General features: G+C 69.1%; 13 protein-coding genes. 6 read left to right on the top strand and 7 right to left on the bottom strand.

Annotation, left to right across the window (positions count from 1 at the left end; genetic code table 11):
- Window positions 1-6 precede the first annotated feature (6 nt).
- The 4 genes from ACF1G2_RS11940 to ACF1G2_RS11955 all read left to right on the top strand — a co-directional run bounded on the left by ACF1G2_RS11940 (window position 7) and on the right by ACF1G2_RS11955 (window position 3,821).
- Window positions 7-2,163, top strand: a complete 2,157-nt coding sequence (locus tag ACF1G2_RS11940) for a hypothetical protein (protein ID WP_391798161.1) — start codon at window positions 7-9, stop codon at window positions 2,161-2,163.
- Window positions 2,164-2,191: 28 nt separating this feature from the next.
- Window positions 2,192-2,839: a hypothetical protein gene (locus ACF1G2_RS11945; RefSeq protein WP_391798162.1), complete on the top strand. Its 648-nt coding sequence runs from the start codon at window positions 2,192-2,194 to the stop codon at window positions 2,837-2,839.
- Between the two features lie 35 nt (window positions 2,840-2,874).
- Window positions 2,875-3,501, top strand: a complete 627-nt coding sequence (locus ACF1G2_RS11950) for a hypothetical protein (protein ID WP_391798163.1) — start codon at window positions 2,875-2,877, stop codon at window positions 3,499-3,501.
- 86 nt (window positions 3,502-3,587) lie between these two features.
- Window positions 3,588-3,821: a DUF397 domain-containing protein gene (locus ACF1G2_RS11955; protein ID WP_391798164.1), complete on the top strand. Its 234-nt coding sequence runs from the start codon at window positions 3,588-3,590 to the stop codon at window positions 3,819-3,821.
- 87 nt (window positions 3,822-3,908) lie between these two features.
- Here ACF1G2_RS11955 and ACF1G2_RS11960 read toward each other — a convergent pair whose 3' ends face one another.
- The 7 genes from ACF1G2_RS11960 to eccB form a co-directional block, all read right to left on the bottom strand.
- On the bottom strand, window positions 3,909-4,217 hold the full coding sequence (locus ACF1G2_RS11960) for a WXG100 family type VII secretion target (RefSeq protein WP_383228235.1): 309 nt from the start codon (window positions 4,215-4,217) through the stop codon (window positions 3,909-3,911).
- Window positions 4,218-4,233: 16 nt separating this feature from the next.
- On the bottom strand, window positions 4,234-4,560 hold the full coding sequence (locus tag ACF1G2_RS11965) for a WXG100 family type VII secretion target (RefSeq protein ID WP_391798165.1): 327 nt from the start codon (window positions 4,558-4,560) through the stop codon (window positions 4,234-4,236).
- Between the two features lie 51 nt (window positions 4,561-4,611).
- On the bottom strand, window positions 4,612-5,847 hold the full coding sequence (locus ACF1G2_RS11970; RefSeq protein WP_391798166.1) for a S8 family serine peptidase: 1,236 nt from the start codon (window positions 5,845-5,847) through the stop codon (window positions 4,612-4,614).
- Between the two features lie 13 nt (window positions 5,848-5,860).
- Window positions 5,861-7,186 (bottom strand): WXG100 family type VII secretion target, encoded by a 1,326-nt coding sequence (locus tag ACF1G2_RS11975; protein WP_391798167.1) that lies wholly within the window; start codon window positions 7,184-7,186, stop codon window positions 5,861-5,863.
- Window positions 7,187-7,203: 17 nt separating this feature from the next.
- Window positions 7,204-7,683, bottom strand: a complete 480-nt coding sequence (locus ACF1G2_RS11980) for a hypothetical protein (protein WP_391798168.1) — start codon at window positions 7,681-7,683, stop codon at window positions 7,204-7,206.
- 75 nt (window positions 7,684-7,758) lie between these two features.
- Window positions 7,759-8,877 carry a type VII secretion-associated serine protease mycosin gene (gene mycP / locus ACF1G2_RS11985; protein WP_391798554.1) on the bottom strand — a complete coding sequence of 373 codons (1,119 nt, stop codon included), beginning with the start codon at window positions 8,875-8,877 and terminating at the stop codon, window positions 7,759-7,761.
- Window positions 8,878-9,012: 135 nt separating this feature from the next.
- Window positions 9,013-10,572, bottom strand: coding sequence for a type VII secretion protein EccB (gene eccB / locus ACF1G2_RS11990; RefSeq protein ID WP_391798169.1), 1,560 nt, complete (start codon window positions 10,570-10,572; stop codon window positions 9,013-9,015).
- A gap of 188 nt (window positions 10,573-10,760) precedes the next feature.
- Between eccB and eccE the strand changes: the two genes are divergently transcribed.
- A complete protein-coding gene (eccE, locus tag ACF1G2_RS11995; protein WP_391798555.1) occupies window positions 10,761-12,074 on the top strand; it encodes a type VII secretion protein EccE in 1,314 nt (437 codons plus the stop codon).
- Window positions 12,074-12,889 carry a hypothetical protein gene (locus tag ACF1G2_RS12000; protein ID WP_391798170.1) on the top strand — a complete coding sequence of 272 codons (816 nt, stop codon included), beginning with the start codon at window positions 12,074-12,076 and terminating at the stop codon, window positions 12,887-12,889. The genes eccE and ACF1G2_RS12000 overlap by 1 nt, the downstream gene beginning before the upstream one ends.
- Window positions 12,890-13,035 lie beyond the last annotated feature (146 nt).

Below are 13,035 nucleotides of genomic sequence, written 5' to 3' on the forward strand. Positions count from 1 at the left end.
GACGCGATGCCGACGTACGAAGAGATCATGAAGACCGACCTCGGCAAGCTGAGCACCGCCGCCGACGGCTGGAAGACCATGGCGGAGAAGTTCAAGAAGGTCGAGGACCTGTACGAGAAGGACGTCCAGAAGGTCGCGTCGGGCGGCCCGCTGTGGACCGGACAGGCCCAGCAGATCGGCGCGACCAACTTCGGCATCACCCGGGGTGAGCTCGACGCCGCGCAGAAAGAGGCGAAGGCGATGGAGTCGCTGCTGCGGGACGCCCACAGCACGCTCACCGAGCTCAAGGGCCGGGTGAAGACGGCCGTCGACGAGGCGGTCACGGCCGGCATGAAGGTCTCGGAGTACGGCGTCGCGAGCTTCGACTTCAGCAAGGTCTCCCAGAAGGAGGCGTACACGATCCAGCACGACCCGGACCTCCATTCGGTCGAGCAGTCGTACACGAAGAAGATCAACGACGCGGTCAAGGCGATCACGGAGTTCGACCAGGACGTCAAGACCGCCCTGCTGAACGCCTCCGGCGCGGACGGCACGGCGCCGCTGGGCTTCAACTCCAAGCCGGTGGGCGACGTCGAGGCCGTGGAGGCACTCGCCCTCTCGGAGAAGGTGCGCAACGGCGACGCGTCGCGGAAGGAACTGGAGCAGTACCGCGAGATCCTGGAGAAGAACTCCAAGGACAAGCACTTCAGCGAGGCGTATCTGCACGCGCTGGGCGCGAAGGACGCGCTGAAGATCGCCGACGAGATGAACCTGGCTGCGAACGAGCGGGGCATTTCGGACGCGGACAAGAAGCTGTACAACTCGATCAACGCCGGCCTGGCGGACACGATCGCATCGGGCACGAAGGACCCGAACGGCTACGCGTACCGGCCGTTCGTGGACGGCCTGAAGGCGATCGGCGACGACAACATCACGGGCAACCTCCGGCCCTCGCACGGGTACCAGCACCTGGTCACGCTCATGTCGCAGGGCAGCGCCGACTACGGCAAGGAGTTCCTGAACGAGATCGGCAGCGACATGATCCGGGTCGAGAAGGACAAGGAGAACATCTGGGCGCACCACTTCGACGGCCAGCGCCCGAACCTCCTCCATGACCCGGTGGACGGCCTGCTCAAGATCATGAGCAAGGACCCGTCGGACGCCGAGTACTTCCTCGACCCGAAGGCTCCGGGGAACGAGAACGACCACCTGAAGTACCTGATCACGGATCGCAAGTGGGTCGACCCGTGGATGTCGGCGCCGGGTTACGTCGACGAGATGAAGGACCCGTTCAAGGCGACGGGCCTCGGCGCGGCCATCCAGGCGGCGGCAACAGGGCACGCCCCGGGCGAGAAACTCGGTGAGGTGGGGGCCCATACGGAGGGCCAGGCGCGCGTGATGCACCACTCCGTCGACTACCTCGAGTCCCAGCTGGACGAGGGCAAGTTCCCCGAGCACCTGGCGAACCTCCAGAAGCCGATGGCGCACGCCCTCGCGGACTACGTCAACGACACCCATGTGATCCTGAACGGTGAGGACCCCGCATACGGCCTCAGCGGCGGTAAGGAATCCATCATCGGTTCCGGCGAGAACGCGCACATGGCCGTATCGCAGGGTGACCTCATCCGCGTCATGCGAGGCGTGGCCGAGGACGGTGACTCCTTCGCCCTGATCTATGAGGCGGAGCGTTCGTACTCGGCTAAGCAGCTCGCGGAGGCACCGGACTTCTCGGGTGATGCGACGCACGGCCAGAGTGCCGACTGGGACCACCGGGCGAAGCACGTCGGGGGTGCGCTGGGTGCCCTCAACGGGATCGGCGCCGACGTCTACATCGACAAGAAGGACGACAAGGTCGAGTGGGCGGAGACGACCGCGGAGTATTCGGCAAACGGCGTCAACAGCATCGTCGGCGAGATCCCGTTCGCTGGCTCGGCCGCCGGTGCCATCGTCGACACCGCCAAGTACGAGTGGGTCAAGGACGTCACGGAGGCGGCTGAGGAACAGGCGAAGAAGGAGTCGAGCGAGAACTACTCGTCCGGCAAGGACGGCACGAACGACCTTCTCACCGCTTGGGGGAAGAAGGAAGGAATTCTGGACAATGGCCCGTACAACTCGGCGAAGGACGCGGCGAATGGCGGCTACGAGGACGGTCGCAGCACGGCGGCATCACACCTGGGCAACTAGGCGCCCTTCTGGCTTCTCACGCTTCGCGGTGGCCGCGGTCGTCCCGCTCGCGCTGGTCACGACCGCGTGCTCGAGTGACGCGCCTCCACAAGCGGGACCTCCGGATGACTACGTGTGCGACATCGCCTCCGGTTCCTCGGAGGAAAAGCTGCTGCTGCAGGTGATCCGGGCGAACTCCTTCGAGACCCGAATCGGCAACCGCGTTCCTGACTTCGTCGAAAAGATGTCGGTCAATCTGCGAGGAGAACCGGAAGGACAGGTGACGCAGTCCGTCCGGCAGTGCGAGTACCTGCCCAAGGGTGTGGCCGGGGACGGTCAGGCGACCATCGAATACAGGTGGGCGCCCCTCACCGAGGCGACATCGGGCAAGGACCCCGAGGGCACGAGCAGCTATCGGTTCGATGGTGCGACGGGTAAGTCCCACGACACCATGACGGACCTTTACGTCCAGTGCGAGCTGCCCGGCGAGCTGAAGGCACGGTCGAAGAAGGTGCTTCTCCATGCGGACGCCTCGTTCACCATGAACCTGGGCCCGGTCAAGGACCACGGCACTCAGGATCAGCAGATGTCGTTCGTACACCAGATGACGCGGCGGGCCACGGAGGTTTTGGGCTGTGAGAACAAGCCGTTGGCGAAGGACCCTGTCGTGAAGCCCCTTACCGAAGGTAGCTCGTGAAGATCCGAACGAAGCACGTAACCGCAGGCGCCGTCGTGAGCGCCGTTCTCGTCGCGGCTCTGGCCGGCTGCGGGAGCGGCGATGGGGCGGACGCCGGGGGTTCCCTGAGCGTGGACCGGGTGGTCGAGCTCGCCGAGGGCGTCGGGAAGGACGGGGCCGACGCGTGCCCGGTGCCGTACGACGCCGGGAAGGCCGCCGAGGCGGCGAACGTCGGCGAGGGGATCGAGGCCGGCGCGGCGGGGGCCGAGGCGGGCGACCCGATGGCGACGGGTGAGGGCGGAAAGACGTCGGACCCGCAGTCGCCGTTGGCCGGCAAGGCCGGCGGGATCATCACCTGCTCGTACCACGTGGGCGGTGAGGACCTGACGGTCCACACCGCCGGCACGGAAGCCGGGAACGCGACCAACTACCTCCTGCCCACCGCCCAGCAGGCTGGCGGCATGTCCGTCGAGGACGTGAAGTCCTTCGGCACGAAGGCCTACGACGCGAAGCCCGGCGAGCCCGTGGCGAGCAAGGGCGGGAACGTGGTGACCGTCCGGCTCGACTCCGGCGGCAAGGGTGACGTGGCTCTGCTCCTGACCGTCGGGGAGGACGACAAGAGCGCGCTCGAGCCGGACCAGGTCGTGGAGCTGGCGCGGACTTTCGCCGCGCAGGCGAAGTGAATCCGCCGTCCGTCTGACACCGGGAGCCGTCCGGGTCGATCATTGACGGGCGACGACGTTCCACCCGCACTAAGGAGCAGAGACTGATGGGCACTCAGCAGGAAAAGGACGAGCTGTACGCGCTCGACATCAGCGATGTCGAGTGGCAGGGCGCCCCCGGCACGAGCCCCGACGAGGAGCGCGTGGAGATCGCCCATCTGCCGGGCGGGGCCGTCGCGATGCGGTCCTCCCTCGACCCGGGCACGGTCCTGCGCTACACCGAGGCGGAGTGGACGGCGTTCGTCCTGGGTGCGAGGGACGGCGAGTTCGACCTGAAGTAGGGCGCGTGCGCGAGGCGTACGAGGTGCACGCGAAGGGGCCCGTCCCAGCCTGGGACGGGCCCCTTCTGCTGCGCTGAACGGGGAGGGTCAGTAGCCCTCGGTGAACAGGCGCGACGCCTTGACGTCCGTGGCGCGGTAGCTGTCCTTGCCCGACTCGATCTGCTTCGCGACCGTCTCGAGGCGGTTCTTCATGTCCTCGGCACGCTTCTTGTACTTGCCCTGGAGGATCACGTACTCCTGGTGCGCCTCGCCGTCCCAGGTGTCGGTGACGACACGTAGGGCGGCGTTCATCTCTTCGAGGTCCTTGATGATGTTCGAGGAGACGGTCCGGAGGCGGTTCGCCATCTCCTGGACGCTCTCGTACCGGACCTTGGTGTTCTGATCGATGCCGGACATCGTGCTCTCCTCGGACTCAGATGTTGTTCAGCGCGGAGTTGTTGGCCTTGAGGGTCTGGAACACCTCGAAGTCGTTCGCCGCGCTGAGGTTCTTGGTCTCGTTGACCGCGTTGAGCAGCACGTTGAGCAGACGCCGGATGGTGTCGTGGTCCTCGTTGAGGGCCGACTGCGCGGTCTTGAAGCCTGCCGCGCCCGCACCCGTCCAGCCCGCGTGGACCGTCTCCAGGATGTTGGCCATCTCGCGGGCCTGCTTGGAGACCTCTTCGCCGGTCTGCATGATCTTGTTCTTGGCCTGGGTTACCGGATCCTCGGCAAGCCCGAACCCACCTGCGGGGCTGGTCATGTGACGCTCCTCGTTGTCGGGAAGGTACTCGTACGCGTAGCTCAGCTCTGGCTACGCTCTCCTGTTGCGCCTGCCTGCCGCCACGACGACGCCGATGACGACGGCGACGACCGCGACGGCACTCACGGCGATGCCCCAGAGCGGGAACCCGCTCTCGTCGGACCGGGCCGCGGACTCAGGGTTCTTCGGTTCCTGGGTCGGCCCGTTGGTGCCGCTTGCCCCCGTGCTGTCAGGAGAGGGGGAAGTCTGAGGGATGGGCGACTGCGACTGCTGCGCCTGCTTCTGTGCGGCGAGCAGCGGGTTCACGTCGGGGGCGCCCGGGTTGCCCTTGCCCTCCAGGAGGATCTGGGCGGGGCGGATGGAGCCGTAGCCGATGTACTTGTCCGGCACCTTGCCCACGTGGCCGGCGGTCTCCATCATGACGCGGAGAACCTGGTTGGCGGTCCAGTCGGGATGCGCGGACCAGATGAGGGCGGCGGTGCCGGAGGCGATGGCGGTGGCTTGGCTGGTGCCCCAGCCCGCGCAGTACCGCGTCTTGTCCTCGGTGCAGCGGCCGGGAATCTCGACGCCCGGAGCGGCGAGGGCGATGTGGGAGCCGTAGTTCGAGAAGTCGGCGACCTTGCCCTTGGTGTCGAGGGCGCCTACGGCGACGACTCCGGGGATCGCCGCGGGGTGCTGCGGCATGTCCAGACCCTCGTTGCCCGCTCCCGCGAAGATCAGCGCGTCCTTCTTCAGGGCGTAGTCCACGGCTGCCTGCCACTCCGCGGCATCAGTCTCGACGGCTGGGCCGGCCATGGAGATGTTGATCACCCGGGCGCCGTTGTCCACGGCATAGCGGATGGCCTTCGCCGCGTGCTTCACCAGACCGAACGTGGCGCGCTCCCCCACCTTCACCGGCAGCACCCTGGCATCGGGGGCGATTCCCTTCACACCACTGTCGGACCCGCTGCCGACGATGGCGATGGCCATGTTCGTGCCGTGGCGTTCCGTGTCCGTACGGCCGTCGCCCCCGCCGGCGTCGTAGAAGTTTCTGCCGGCCAGCACCTTGCCGCGGAGTTCCGAGACCGACGAGTCCACCCCGCTGTCGAGTACGGCGACAGTGACCCCCTTGCCTGTGGCCACCTTCCAGAGCTCGTCCGCCTTCATCGCGTCCAAGTACCACTGACGCCCGCGCATGTCCTCCGCCTGAGCGGTAGGCGCCCCGACCGTCCACATCGCGACGACGGCGATCACGGCGCTCAGCAGACCGATCGCACGGCTGCGACAGGCACGAACAAGCGGGGACATGTGCGAAGGACTCCTAGTCGATGACGGGCGGGACGATCTGACGCTGACCGGAATCCCACGTCTCCTCGTCCTCGGTCAGATAGTCAGGGCGGGAACGGTTGGTACGGCGCTCGTCCTCGCCCCGCTCGGTCGAGGCGGGGCGGACCAGCCCGGTGCCGCCAGGGGTGAAGGCCCGCCCAGCGGACCCGGTGGGGGTCCCGACGGTTCCACCCGGCTGCATGGCCAGTCGGCGACCCGCCGCACCGCCCGTGTTTCCGCCCGGCGCACCATGCATGCCGGCGCCGGGCCCGTGCATCCCTGCCCCACCGCGACCGTACTGGCCGGCGCGTTCCTCGCCGATCACCGGGCCCATGGGAAGCCTCGGCCCTTGACCGGGCAGGCCCGTGCGACCTGGCACCTGGCGGCCGCCGGTGATGCCCTCCGCTCGCGGAGGCGTGCCGAGAGGGCTGGGGGCCTTCAGGCCTCCGGTCGCGGGGCCCGGGAGCCCCGGGTTCGCACGAGGCGGACCGGTCGTGGGCTGAGGACCGACCGGGGGAGCCAGGGGCGGCAACGGCGGAGTGGGCGGGCCGACCGTGGTCACCGGCGGCGTCGTAGGGGGCTGCAGGGTCGGACGGGTCGGTACGTCCGGCGTGATGGTCACCGAGTCGAGGTTGGTGTTGACCTCGCTCTCCGGCGGCCTTGTCGCCGTCGGGGGAAGCGTCACGTCAGGTGTCGGTTGGCTCGGAGTCGCCGCGTCGGGCGTACGTGTCGACGACCGGTCAGCGGGCGAGGCACCGGCTCCGGAGGTGGACGCATACGTCGTTCCGCCGCCGGTACCCCCGGTCCCGTACGCGTGCTCTCCGCCCGCGACGGTGCCGGGGAGTGCCTTGAAATCCGGCTCCCGCTCCGCCCCGATCCGGTTCCGCGTCGCGTCGTAGTACGACGACAGCCGCTCCAGCTGGTGGATCGCCTCCTGGAGCTTCGGACCCGTCTCCGACTCGATGCGGGCCTTCTCCTTCTCCGCGTCCGCGAAGCACATGCCCGCCGGCTTCGGCACCGCGGCCTTCGCCTCCGACAGGGCCTGGCCCGCGCGCTGCAGTTCGTCGGCGACGACCTTGGTGAAGTCGCCCAGGACCAGGGTCTCGGAGACCATGCCCGCGCCCCACTTGCGGAAGGCGTTGCCTCCCTCGCCCTCCCACTGGACGCGGCTGATGTACAGACGGAGGTCCGCGGCGATCTCGAGGATCTTCGGCACCGCCGACGCCAGCGCGGTGCCGGTGGAGGTGATCTCCTCCGGCTTGGCCGACGCGATCATCGCGTACAGGGCGTCCAGGGACTTCCCCTCGAACTCTCCTGCCATGTCTTGCCACTCCCCCGCTAGCTGAATCCGCCGGAATCGCCGGTGCCGTCCGTGCCGTCCGTGTCCTTGGCGGGCTGCCCGGGCTTGTCCTTGCCGTCTCCGGTCCCCTGGCCGCCTTCGCCGTGGCGCTCGCGGTACTCCTGCTGCGTGCGCTTCTGGATCGCCGCGTACCGCTCGCGCTCTTCCTCGTCCACGCCCGTGTAACCCTTGTCGGCGATCGTGGCGGCGAGGCCCATGCCCTCGATCGTCTCGCCGAACGTCCTCGTGAGTTCCTCGAGGCGGGTACGTACCTTTTCGTACGCGCTGTGAAGTTCCGTCGCGGCGGCGAAGCCCGTGCCGTACGACGCGGCCGTGACCTTCTGTTCGCCGATCTTCGTGTGCTCGGCGGGCGAGCCCTTCAGTTCCTCGACGAGCTTCTGCATGCGTGAGTAGAAGCTCTGGAGAGTGACTTCTCCGACTTCCAGCCCCTGCTTGCCGCCCCCGGCCGGCTCTCCCACCTCAAGTCCCCCTCGTCAGGCTCTCGAACTCGCACACCACTCTAGCCATTTGGTACGACAGTTCCAATTGCAAAGTCAGATCCCCCGTCGCCGGCTTCGGCTGTCGCGGATGACCGTGGCGGCGCCCGCGATCACCGCCACCAGGACACCGCCCACGCCCAGGGCGTACGTGCCGATGCGTTCGGTGCGTTCCTGGGGGGTCTCCGTCAGCGCCAGGTGGGCGGGTTCCGGCGCCGGCGGCTTGGGTGGGGCCGGGTCGGGGACGGGTGCCGTCGGGGCCGGTTCCGGAGCATCGGCGAGGGCCCGTACCGGGTCCACCACTCCCCAGCCGACGTGGTTGTCACGCCCGTTGACGGACCGTACGGCCGTCTGCTCGATGCGGGCCACGATCTGGGCCGGCTTCCACTCCGGGTGCTTCGCGCGCAGCAGGGCGGCGACACCGGAGACGTACGGGGCGGAGAAGCTGGTGCCGTTGTCGACGCACTGGCCGCCGCCGGGGACGGTCGAGACCATGTCGACGCCGGGTGCCGCGACTCCCACGAAGGTTCCGGACTGGGAGAACTCCGCGCGCTCGTTGTTGCGGTCGGAGGAGGCGACGGCGAGCACTCCGGGGAAGGCCGCTGGATAGGTGTTCTTGAGCTTGCCGTCCATGCCGTCGTTGCCGGCCGAGGCGACGACGACGATGTCCTCGGCCAGAGCCCTGGCGACCGCCCTGGCCATCGAGGAGTCGGAACTCAACGCCTGGGTGGTGTCCTGCGAGATGTTGATGACGTGGGCGCCCTTGGCGACGGCGTGGTCGATCGCCTGGGCCATCGTGTCCGACTTGCCGCTGTTCTTCTCGTCGTTCTGCCGGATCGGGATGATCGTCGCCTCGGGGGCGATCCCGACGAAGCCGGTGCCGGCGCGGGGGCGGGCGGCGATGATTCCGGCGACTTTGGTGCCGTGTCCGACCTCGTCGACCGTGCCGTCGGTCTTGCCGCGACGGTCGTTCTCGGCGCCCGAGCTGTTCTTGTCCGGCTTCAGGTAGTCCTTGCCCGCCTTGGCGTCCACAGCGGTCTTCAGCTGCGGGTTCACGTCGTCGACGCCCGTGTCGATGACGGCGACGCGGATGCCCTTGCCCTTGGTGTCCTGCCAGAGTTCGTCGAGCAGGACCCTCTGCAGGGACCAGGGGATGCCCTCGATCTGCTTCTTCATCGGGAACGTGCATTCGCCGCTGCCGTCGAGGACGAGGTCCCGGTCCACTGCGACCACAGGTGGAGCGGCGAGGATCGCCGTGAGGGCCGTGGCGGTGAACAGGGCCGCCGTTCGGTACGTCACCACGCCTCCTTCCTACGAACCCTGCGGCTGACGCGCGCTGTTGGTGTCGAGCCTCGGTCCCTTGGACAGAAACTCCGACCACGCCATCGGGACGGGAAGCGGAGTGACCTTCTCGTAGCCGAGACGGGTCTGTGCCGCGCTCGGTTCCGGACGGCCGTCGGTCTGCTTGCCGTCCTGCTCCCCGGTGCCGATGTCGGACCGCGCGGCGTCGCTGTCGCCGTTGGCCTGCACCGCGTAGCGCAGACCGGTGTCGGTCACGAGGAACAGCGATCCGTCGGGCTTCGACTGGTTGCCCTGCACCTGGGTGTAGAGCAGACCACTGCCCGGGGTGACGTACGTGCTGGTGCCGCCGGCGGTGATCTCCGCCGGGTACTTCGTCCCGGCCCAGGTGGTCAGCGTCGTCCGGCCCTTGGCGTCGACCTGGTTGAGCACGCTGCAGAGGGTGTCCCTGGCGCCCTTGCCGGTCACCGTGTTGACCTGCACGGTCTTCCGGGCCGGCCAGCGGTACTGCGCGCCGAAGGTGCCGGAGTCCGGGGTGAAGGACGCGGCGTCGACCGTGGTCGCCCTGCCGTCCATGTCCAGGGCGTCGGTCTGCGGCGAGTTGATGAGCAGCCAGGCCGTGAACTCCGAGACCGGCTGGACCTTGCCGGGCAGGACCACGTAGTGCTGGGGCCCGGAACCGGTCTGGCCGAGCAGCACCATGCCGACCCGGCCCTCGGTCTGGCTGAGGTTGCCGCCGTCGATTCCGGCGGGGTCGCCGACCTTGCCGGGGATCTGGGGGAACTCGAGAGGGCTTCCGGTGTGCAGCGTGGCCAGCCAGTCGTCCGTGACCTGCTGGGGCTTCCTGTGGAGACCGACGAGCGCCGTGGTGAGCCCGGCGGACTCGTCGGGGGCCCCTGGCACCAGGTACTTCGTGCCCCGGTGGTCGACGAGGTAGCGGGCACTGTCCTTCTGTCCCTGGACGTACATCATCTGCCCGTCCTTGAGCTGTCCGCCGCCCTCGGTGCGCCCGAAGTCCCGCTGGGCGAAGACGAACGTGGCCTTCTGGACACTGGCTCCCTTGCCGCCGCCGGGCTGCTCGCACACGGCCCACCGCTTGGCGGCGCCCGCCTCGTCGGCGGTCGGGAGCCGGTCGGGGGCGTAGGGGATGCCGAGGATCGGACCCCGCGGCGGCTTGCCCGCGTCGAGGACTTCGTCGTCGACCTGGATCACGGAGAACTGCTGCGGCGTGAGCAGGAGTCGCGCCGAGGCGAGGTTGAGAACGGGGTGGAGCAGGGTCTTCCTGTCCTTGCCCTTGCCGGTGGTGAGCACCACGTACCGGGTGGTCGACTGCTTGCCCACGATCACCTTGGTGCCGGGCGTGTCCCAGCCCTTGGGTGCCTTGGGGCTGAACATGCCCCAGGCGCCGAATCCGGCGAGCACCAGCGCCCCCACGATCATGCCGGGCAGAACCGCGCGCAGGGGCCTCGGCGCCCCCTCCTCGGTACCTGAGGGCGAAGGTTGGAGGAATGCGGCCACCGTGCGCTTCTTCGCAAAGGTGTACGCGTTGAGCTCATCCCGCCGTGATGCCATGAGTCCCCATTTTCGTCAGGCGCAGTCTTCAGCGAAGAGTTCGGGGGCATGGCACCCGCGCCCCGGCTGTCGGACCGGCCCCCTACTATGCCTGCTGTCCGAAGGCGCCTGAGGGGCGGGTAGGGTGATCCAGCTGCCAAGGCCCTGGCGGGCCAGGGCGATCGGGACGAATGGGGGGATTCTCCATGATGGCATCCGCGACGCGGACGCGGCACGCGGCTGCCGCACCCTCCTCCGCGCCCCCGGCGCACTCTTCGGCGGGAGCGCCCTCGGCCGTCTCACCCCGGCTCCAGGCACGCCCTGGACACTTCGGATCGTTCCGATTGCAACAGCTCGTACTGATTGAGATGGCGGCGGCGCTGCTGCTCGTGGCCTGGGTCATCGAGCCGCTGCTGCTGGTCCCCGCCGGTGTCGTCGCGACGCTGCTCGTACTGCTCGCGGTGGTGCGCAGGCACCGCCGCTCGATGCCGGAGTGGCTCGCCACCTTCCTCGCCCTGCGCACGCGCACGCGCCGGGCGGCCTCGCTCGTCCTTCCGGAGGACACCGAGCCGGGCCTCGCACCGGTCGTGGAGTGCGATCCGGCCTTGCGCACCTACACGTACAGCGACCGGGACCGCCGGCCGGTCGGGATGATCGGGGACGGTACGTTCCTCACCGCCCTGGTGCGGGTCGAGTCGGAGGCCACGGCGCTGCGTCCGGACCGCTCGGCACGTCCACTGCCCGTCGGCGTCGTCCGGGACGTTCTGGAGGTGGACGGGATCAGGCTGGAGTCCGCACAGATCGTGCAGCACACACAGCCCGCGCCCGCCCCGCATCTCCCGGCACAGTCGATGGCCAGGCGGAACTACGTACCGCTCCAGGCCCAGACGGGTTCGCCCGCGCTGCGGATCACCTGGGTGGCCCTGAAGCTGGACCCGGAGCTGTGTCCGGAGGCCGTCGCCGCCCGCGGAGGCGGCCTGAACGGCGCGCAGAAGTGTGTGGTGCGGGCCGCGGACCAGCTGGCGAGCCGGCTTGCCGGCGCGGGGTTCAGGGCGACCGTGCTCACCGAGCAGGAGCTGATCGCGGCGCTGGCGACGTCGACGTGCGCGAGTCCGATGGCGATCGCACAGGCGGGCCGCGGCCAGGCGCAGGTACGTCGGACGCAGGAGACGTCGCGTACCTGGCGGGTCGACGACCGGCGCCATACGACGTACTGGGTGGGGCGTTGGCCGCAGCTCGGACGCGAGGGCGGCTCGGGCGCGTCGATGCCGCAGCTGATCGCGTTGCTGACCTCGCTCCCGGCCCTCGCGACGACCTTCAGCCTGACGCTGAGTGGCGGCGACCGTCAGGAGGTGACGGTGGCGGGCCATGTGCGGATCACCGGCCGCAGCGACGAGGAGCTCGTGTCGGCGCGCCACGAGCTGGAGCGTGCGGCGCGTGGCGTGAAGACGGGTCTGGTGCGGCTCGACCGCGAACAGGTGCCGGGCATGCTGGCATCGCTGCCGCTCGGGGGTGCGCGCTGATGTCCTTCTCCACTTCACCCTCTTCACAACCGGCTCCCGGCAACTCGGGTACCGGGCCAGGCACCGGTGGCGGCCGACGCGCCGCTTCCGGGCGTGGTGCGCGACGGGTGACACGGCCCCGGTTCGGCTTCGGGCTCGTCGGGCCGCGCCGCGACCGGCACGCGGTGCCGCTGGAGCAACTCGGGGCGCTGAGCCTTCCGGTGGGTGACGACGGGATGGTGATCGGCGTGGACGCCGAGGGCCGGCCCGCGGTGCTCGGCATCAACCGCCCCACTCCGTACGACGTGACGCTGATCGGCGGCCTGTGGACGGCTCAGGTCCTGGCGCTGCGCGCGGCCGCGACCGGAGCGAGGGTGGCCGTGGAGACGGGTCGGGCTCCGGCCTGGACCGGGCTCGCGCAGGCCGCGGGCGGCGGACAGCCGTGCGTCACGCTGCACGACGTCGGCCGTGTTCCGCCGCAAGGCGCTTCGGCCGGCAGTCCCGTGGTCGTCGTACGGGACTGCGGGATGCGTCCGCCGCGCGGCCGGGTCGTGTCCGCGCCCTGGCAGTCGGTGGTGACGTTGCTGCCGTATCTGAGCCCCGTGGCTCCACGCCTCCTGGAGAAGTCCTCTCTGGTGGGCATCCAGCGGGTGTCCCCGGAAGAGGCCGTGCAGATCGGCCGGATCATGGGCCTTCCGCGGCCCGAGTCGGAGGCGTTGTCGACGCTCGCCGACGGTGTGACCCTGTGGTGCACGCCGCGGGACCGGCAGTTCGTGATGACGCAGGCGACGGACGCCGAGACCGGATTGTTGGGCAGCGCACGCCGGATGGACTGACGGCGAGACAATTCCCCACCCTGTCCCTTTATGCGCGGATTTGGATTGCCAGGTGATCACCTGACAGTTCACTCTGCGGTACCCGTAGGTCACTTGGGGGCGAGACGTGATCTACGGGACAGATGCGGGCGGGCAGCCGGGCCTGC

The organism is Streptomyces sp. NPDC013457 (assembly GCF_043089925.1).
GTDB lineage: Bacteria > Actinomycetota > Actinomycetes > Streptomycetales > Streptomycetaceae > Streptomyces.

What these genes read in the sequence shown, in the direction of transcription:
- ACF1G2_RS11940 (WP_391798161.1), top strand. Translation starts at nt 7, where the DNA reads ATGCCGACGTACGAAGAGATCATGAAGACCGACCTCGGCAAGCTGAGC.
- ACF1G2_RS11955 (WP_391798164.1), top strand. Translation starts at nt 3,588, where the DNA reads ATGGGCACTCAGCAGGAAAAGGACGAGCTGTACGCGCTCGACATCAGC.
- ACF1G2_RS11960 (WP_383228235.1), bottom strand. Translation starts at nt 4,217, where the DNA reads ATGTCCGGCATCGATCAGAACACCAAGGTCCGGTACGAGAGCGTCCAG.
- ACF1G2_RS11965 (WP_391798165.1), bottom strand. Translation starts at nt 4,560, where the DNA reads ATGACCAGCCCCGCAGGTGGGTTCGGGCTTGCCGAGGATCCGGTAACC.
- ACF1G2_RS11970 (WP_391798166.1), bottom strand. Translation starts at nt 5,847, where the DNA reads ATGTCCCCGCTTGTTCGTGCCTGTCGCAGCCGTGCGATCGGTCTGCTG.
- ACF1G2_RS11975 (WP_391798167.1), bottom strand. Translation starts at nt 7,186, where the DNA reads ATGGCAGGAGAGTTCGAGGGGAAGTCCCTGGACGCCCTGTACGCGATG.
- mycP (WP_391798554.1), bottom strand. Translation starts at nt 8,877, where the DNA reads ATGAAGAAGCAGATCGAGGGCATCCCCTGGTCCCTGCAGAGGGTCCTG.
- eccB (WP_391798169.1), bottom strand. Translation starts at nt 10,572, where the DNA reads ATGGCATCACGGCGGGATGAGCTCAACGCGTACACCTTTGCGAAGAAG.
- eccE (WP_391798555.1), top strand. Translation starts at nt 10,761, where the DNA reads ATGGCATCCGCGACGCGGACGCGGCACGCGGCTGCCGCACCCTCCTCC.
- ACF1G2_RS12000 (WP_391798170.1), top strand. Translation starts at nt 12,074, where the DNA reads ATGTCCTTCTCCACTTCACCCTCTTCACAACCGGCTCCCGGCAACTCG.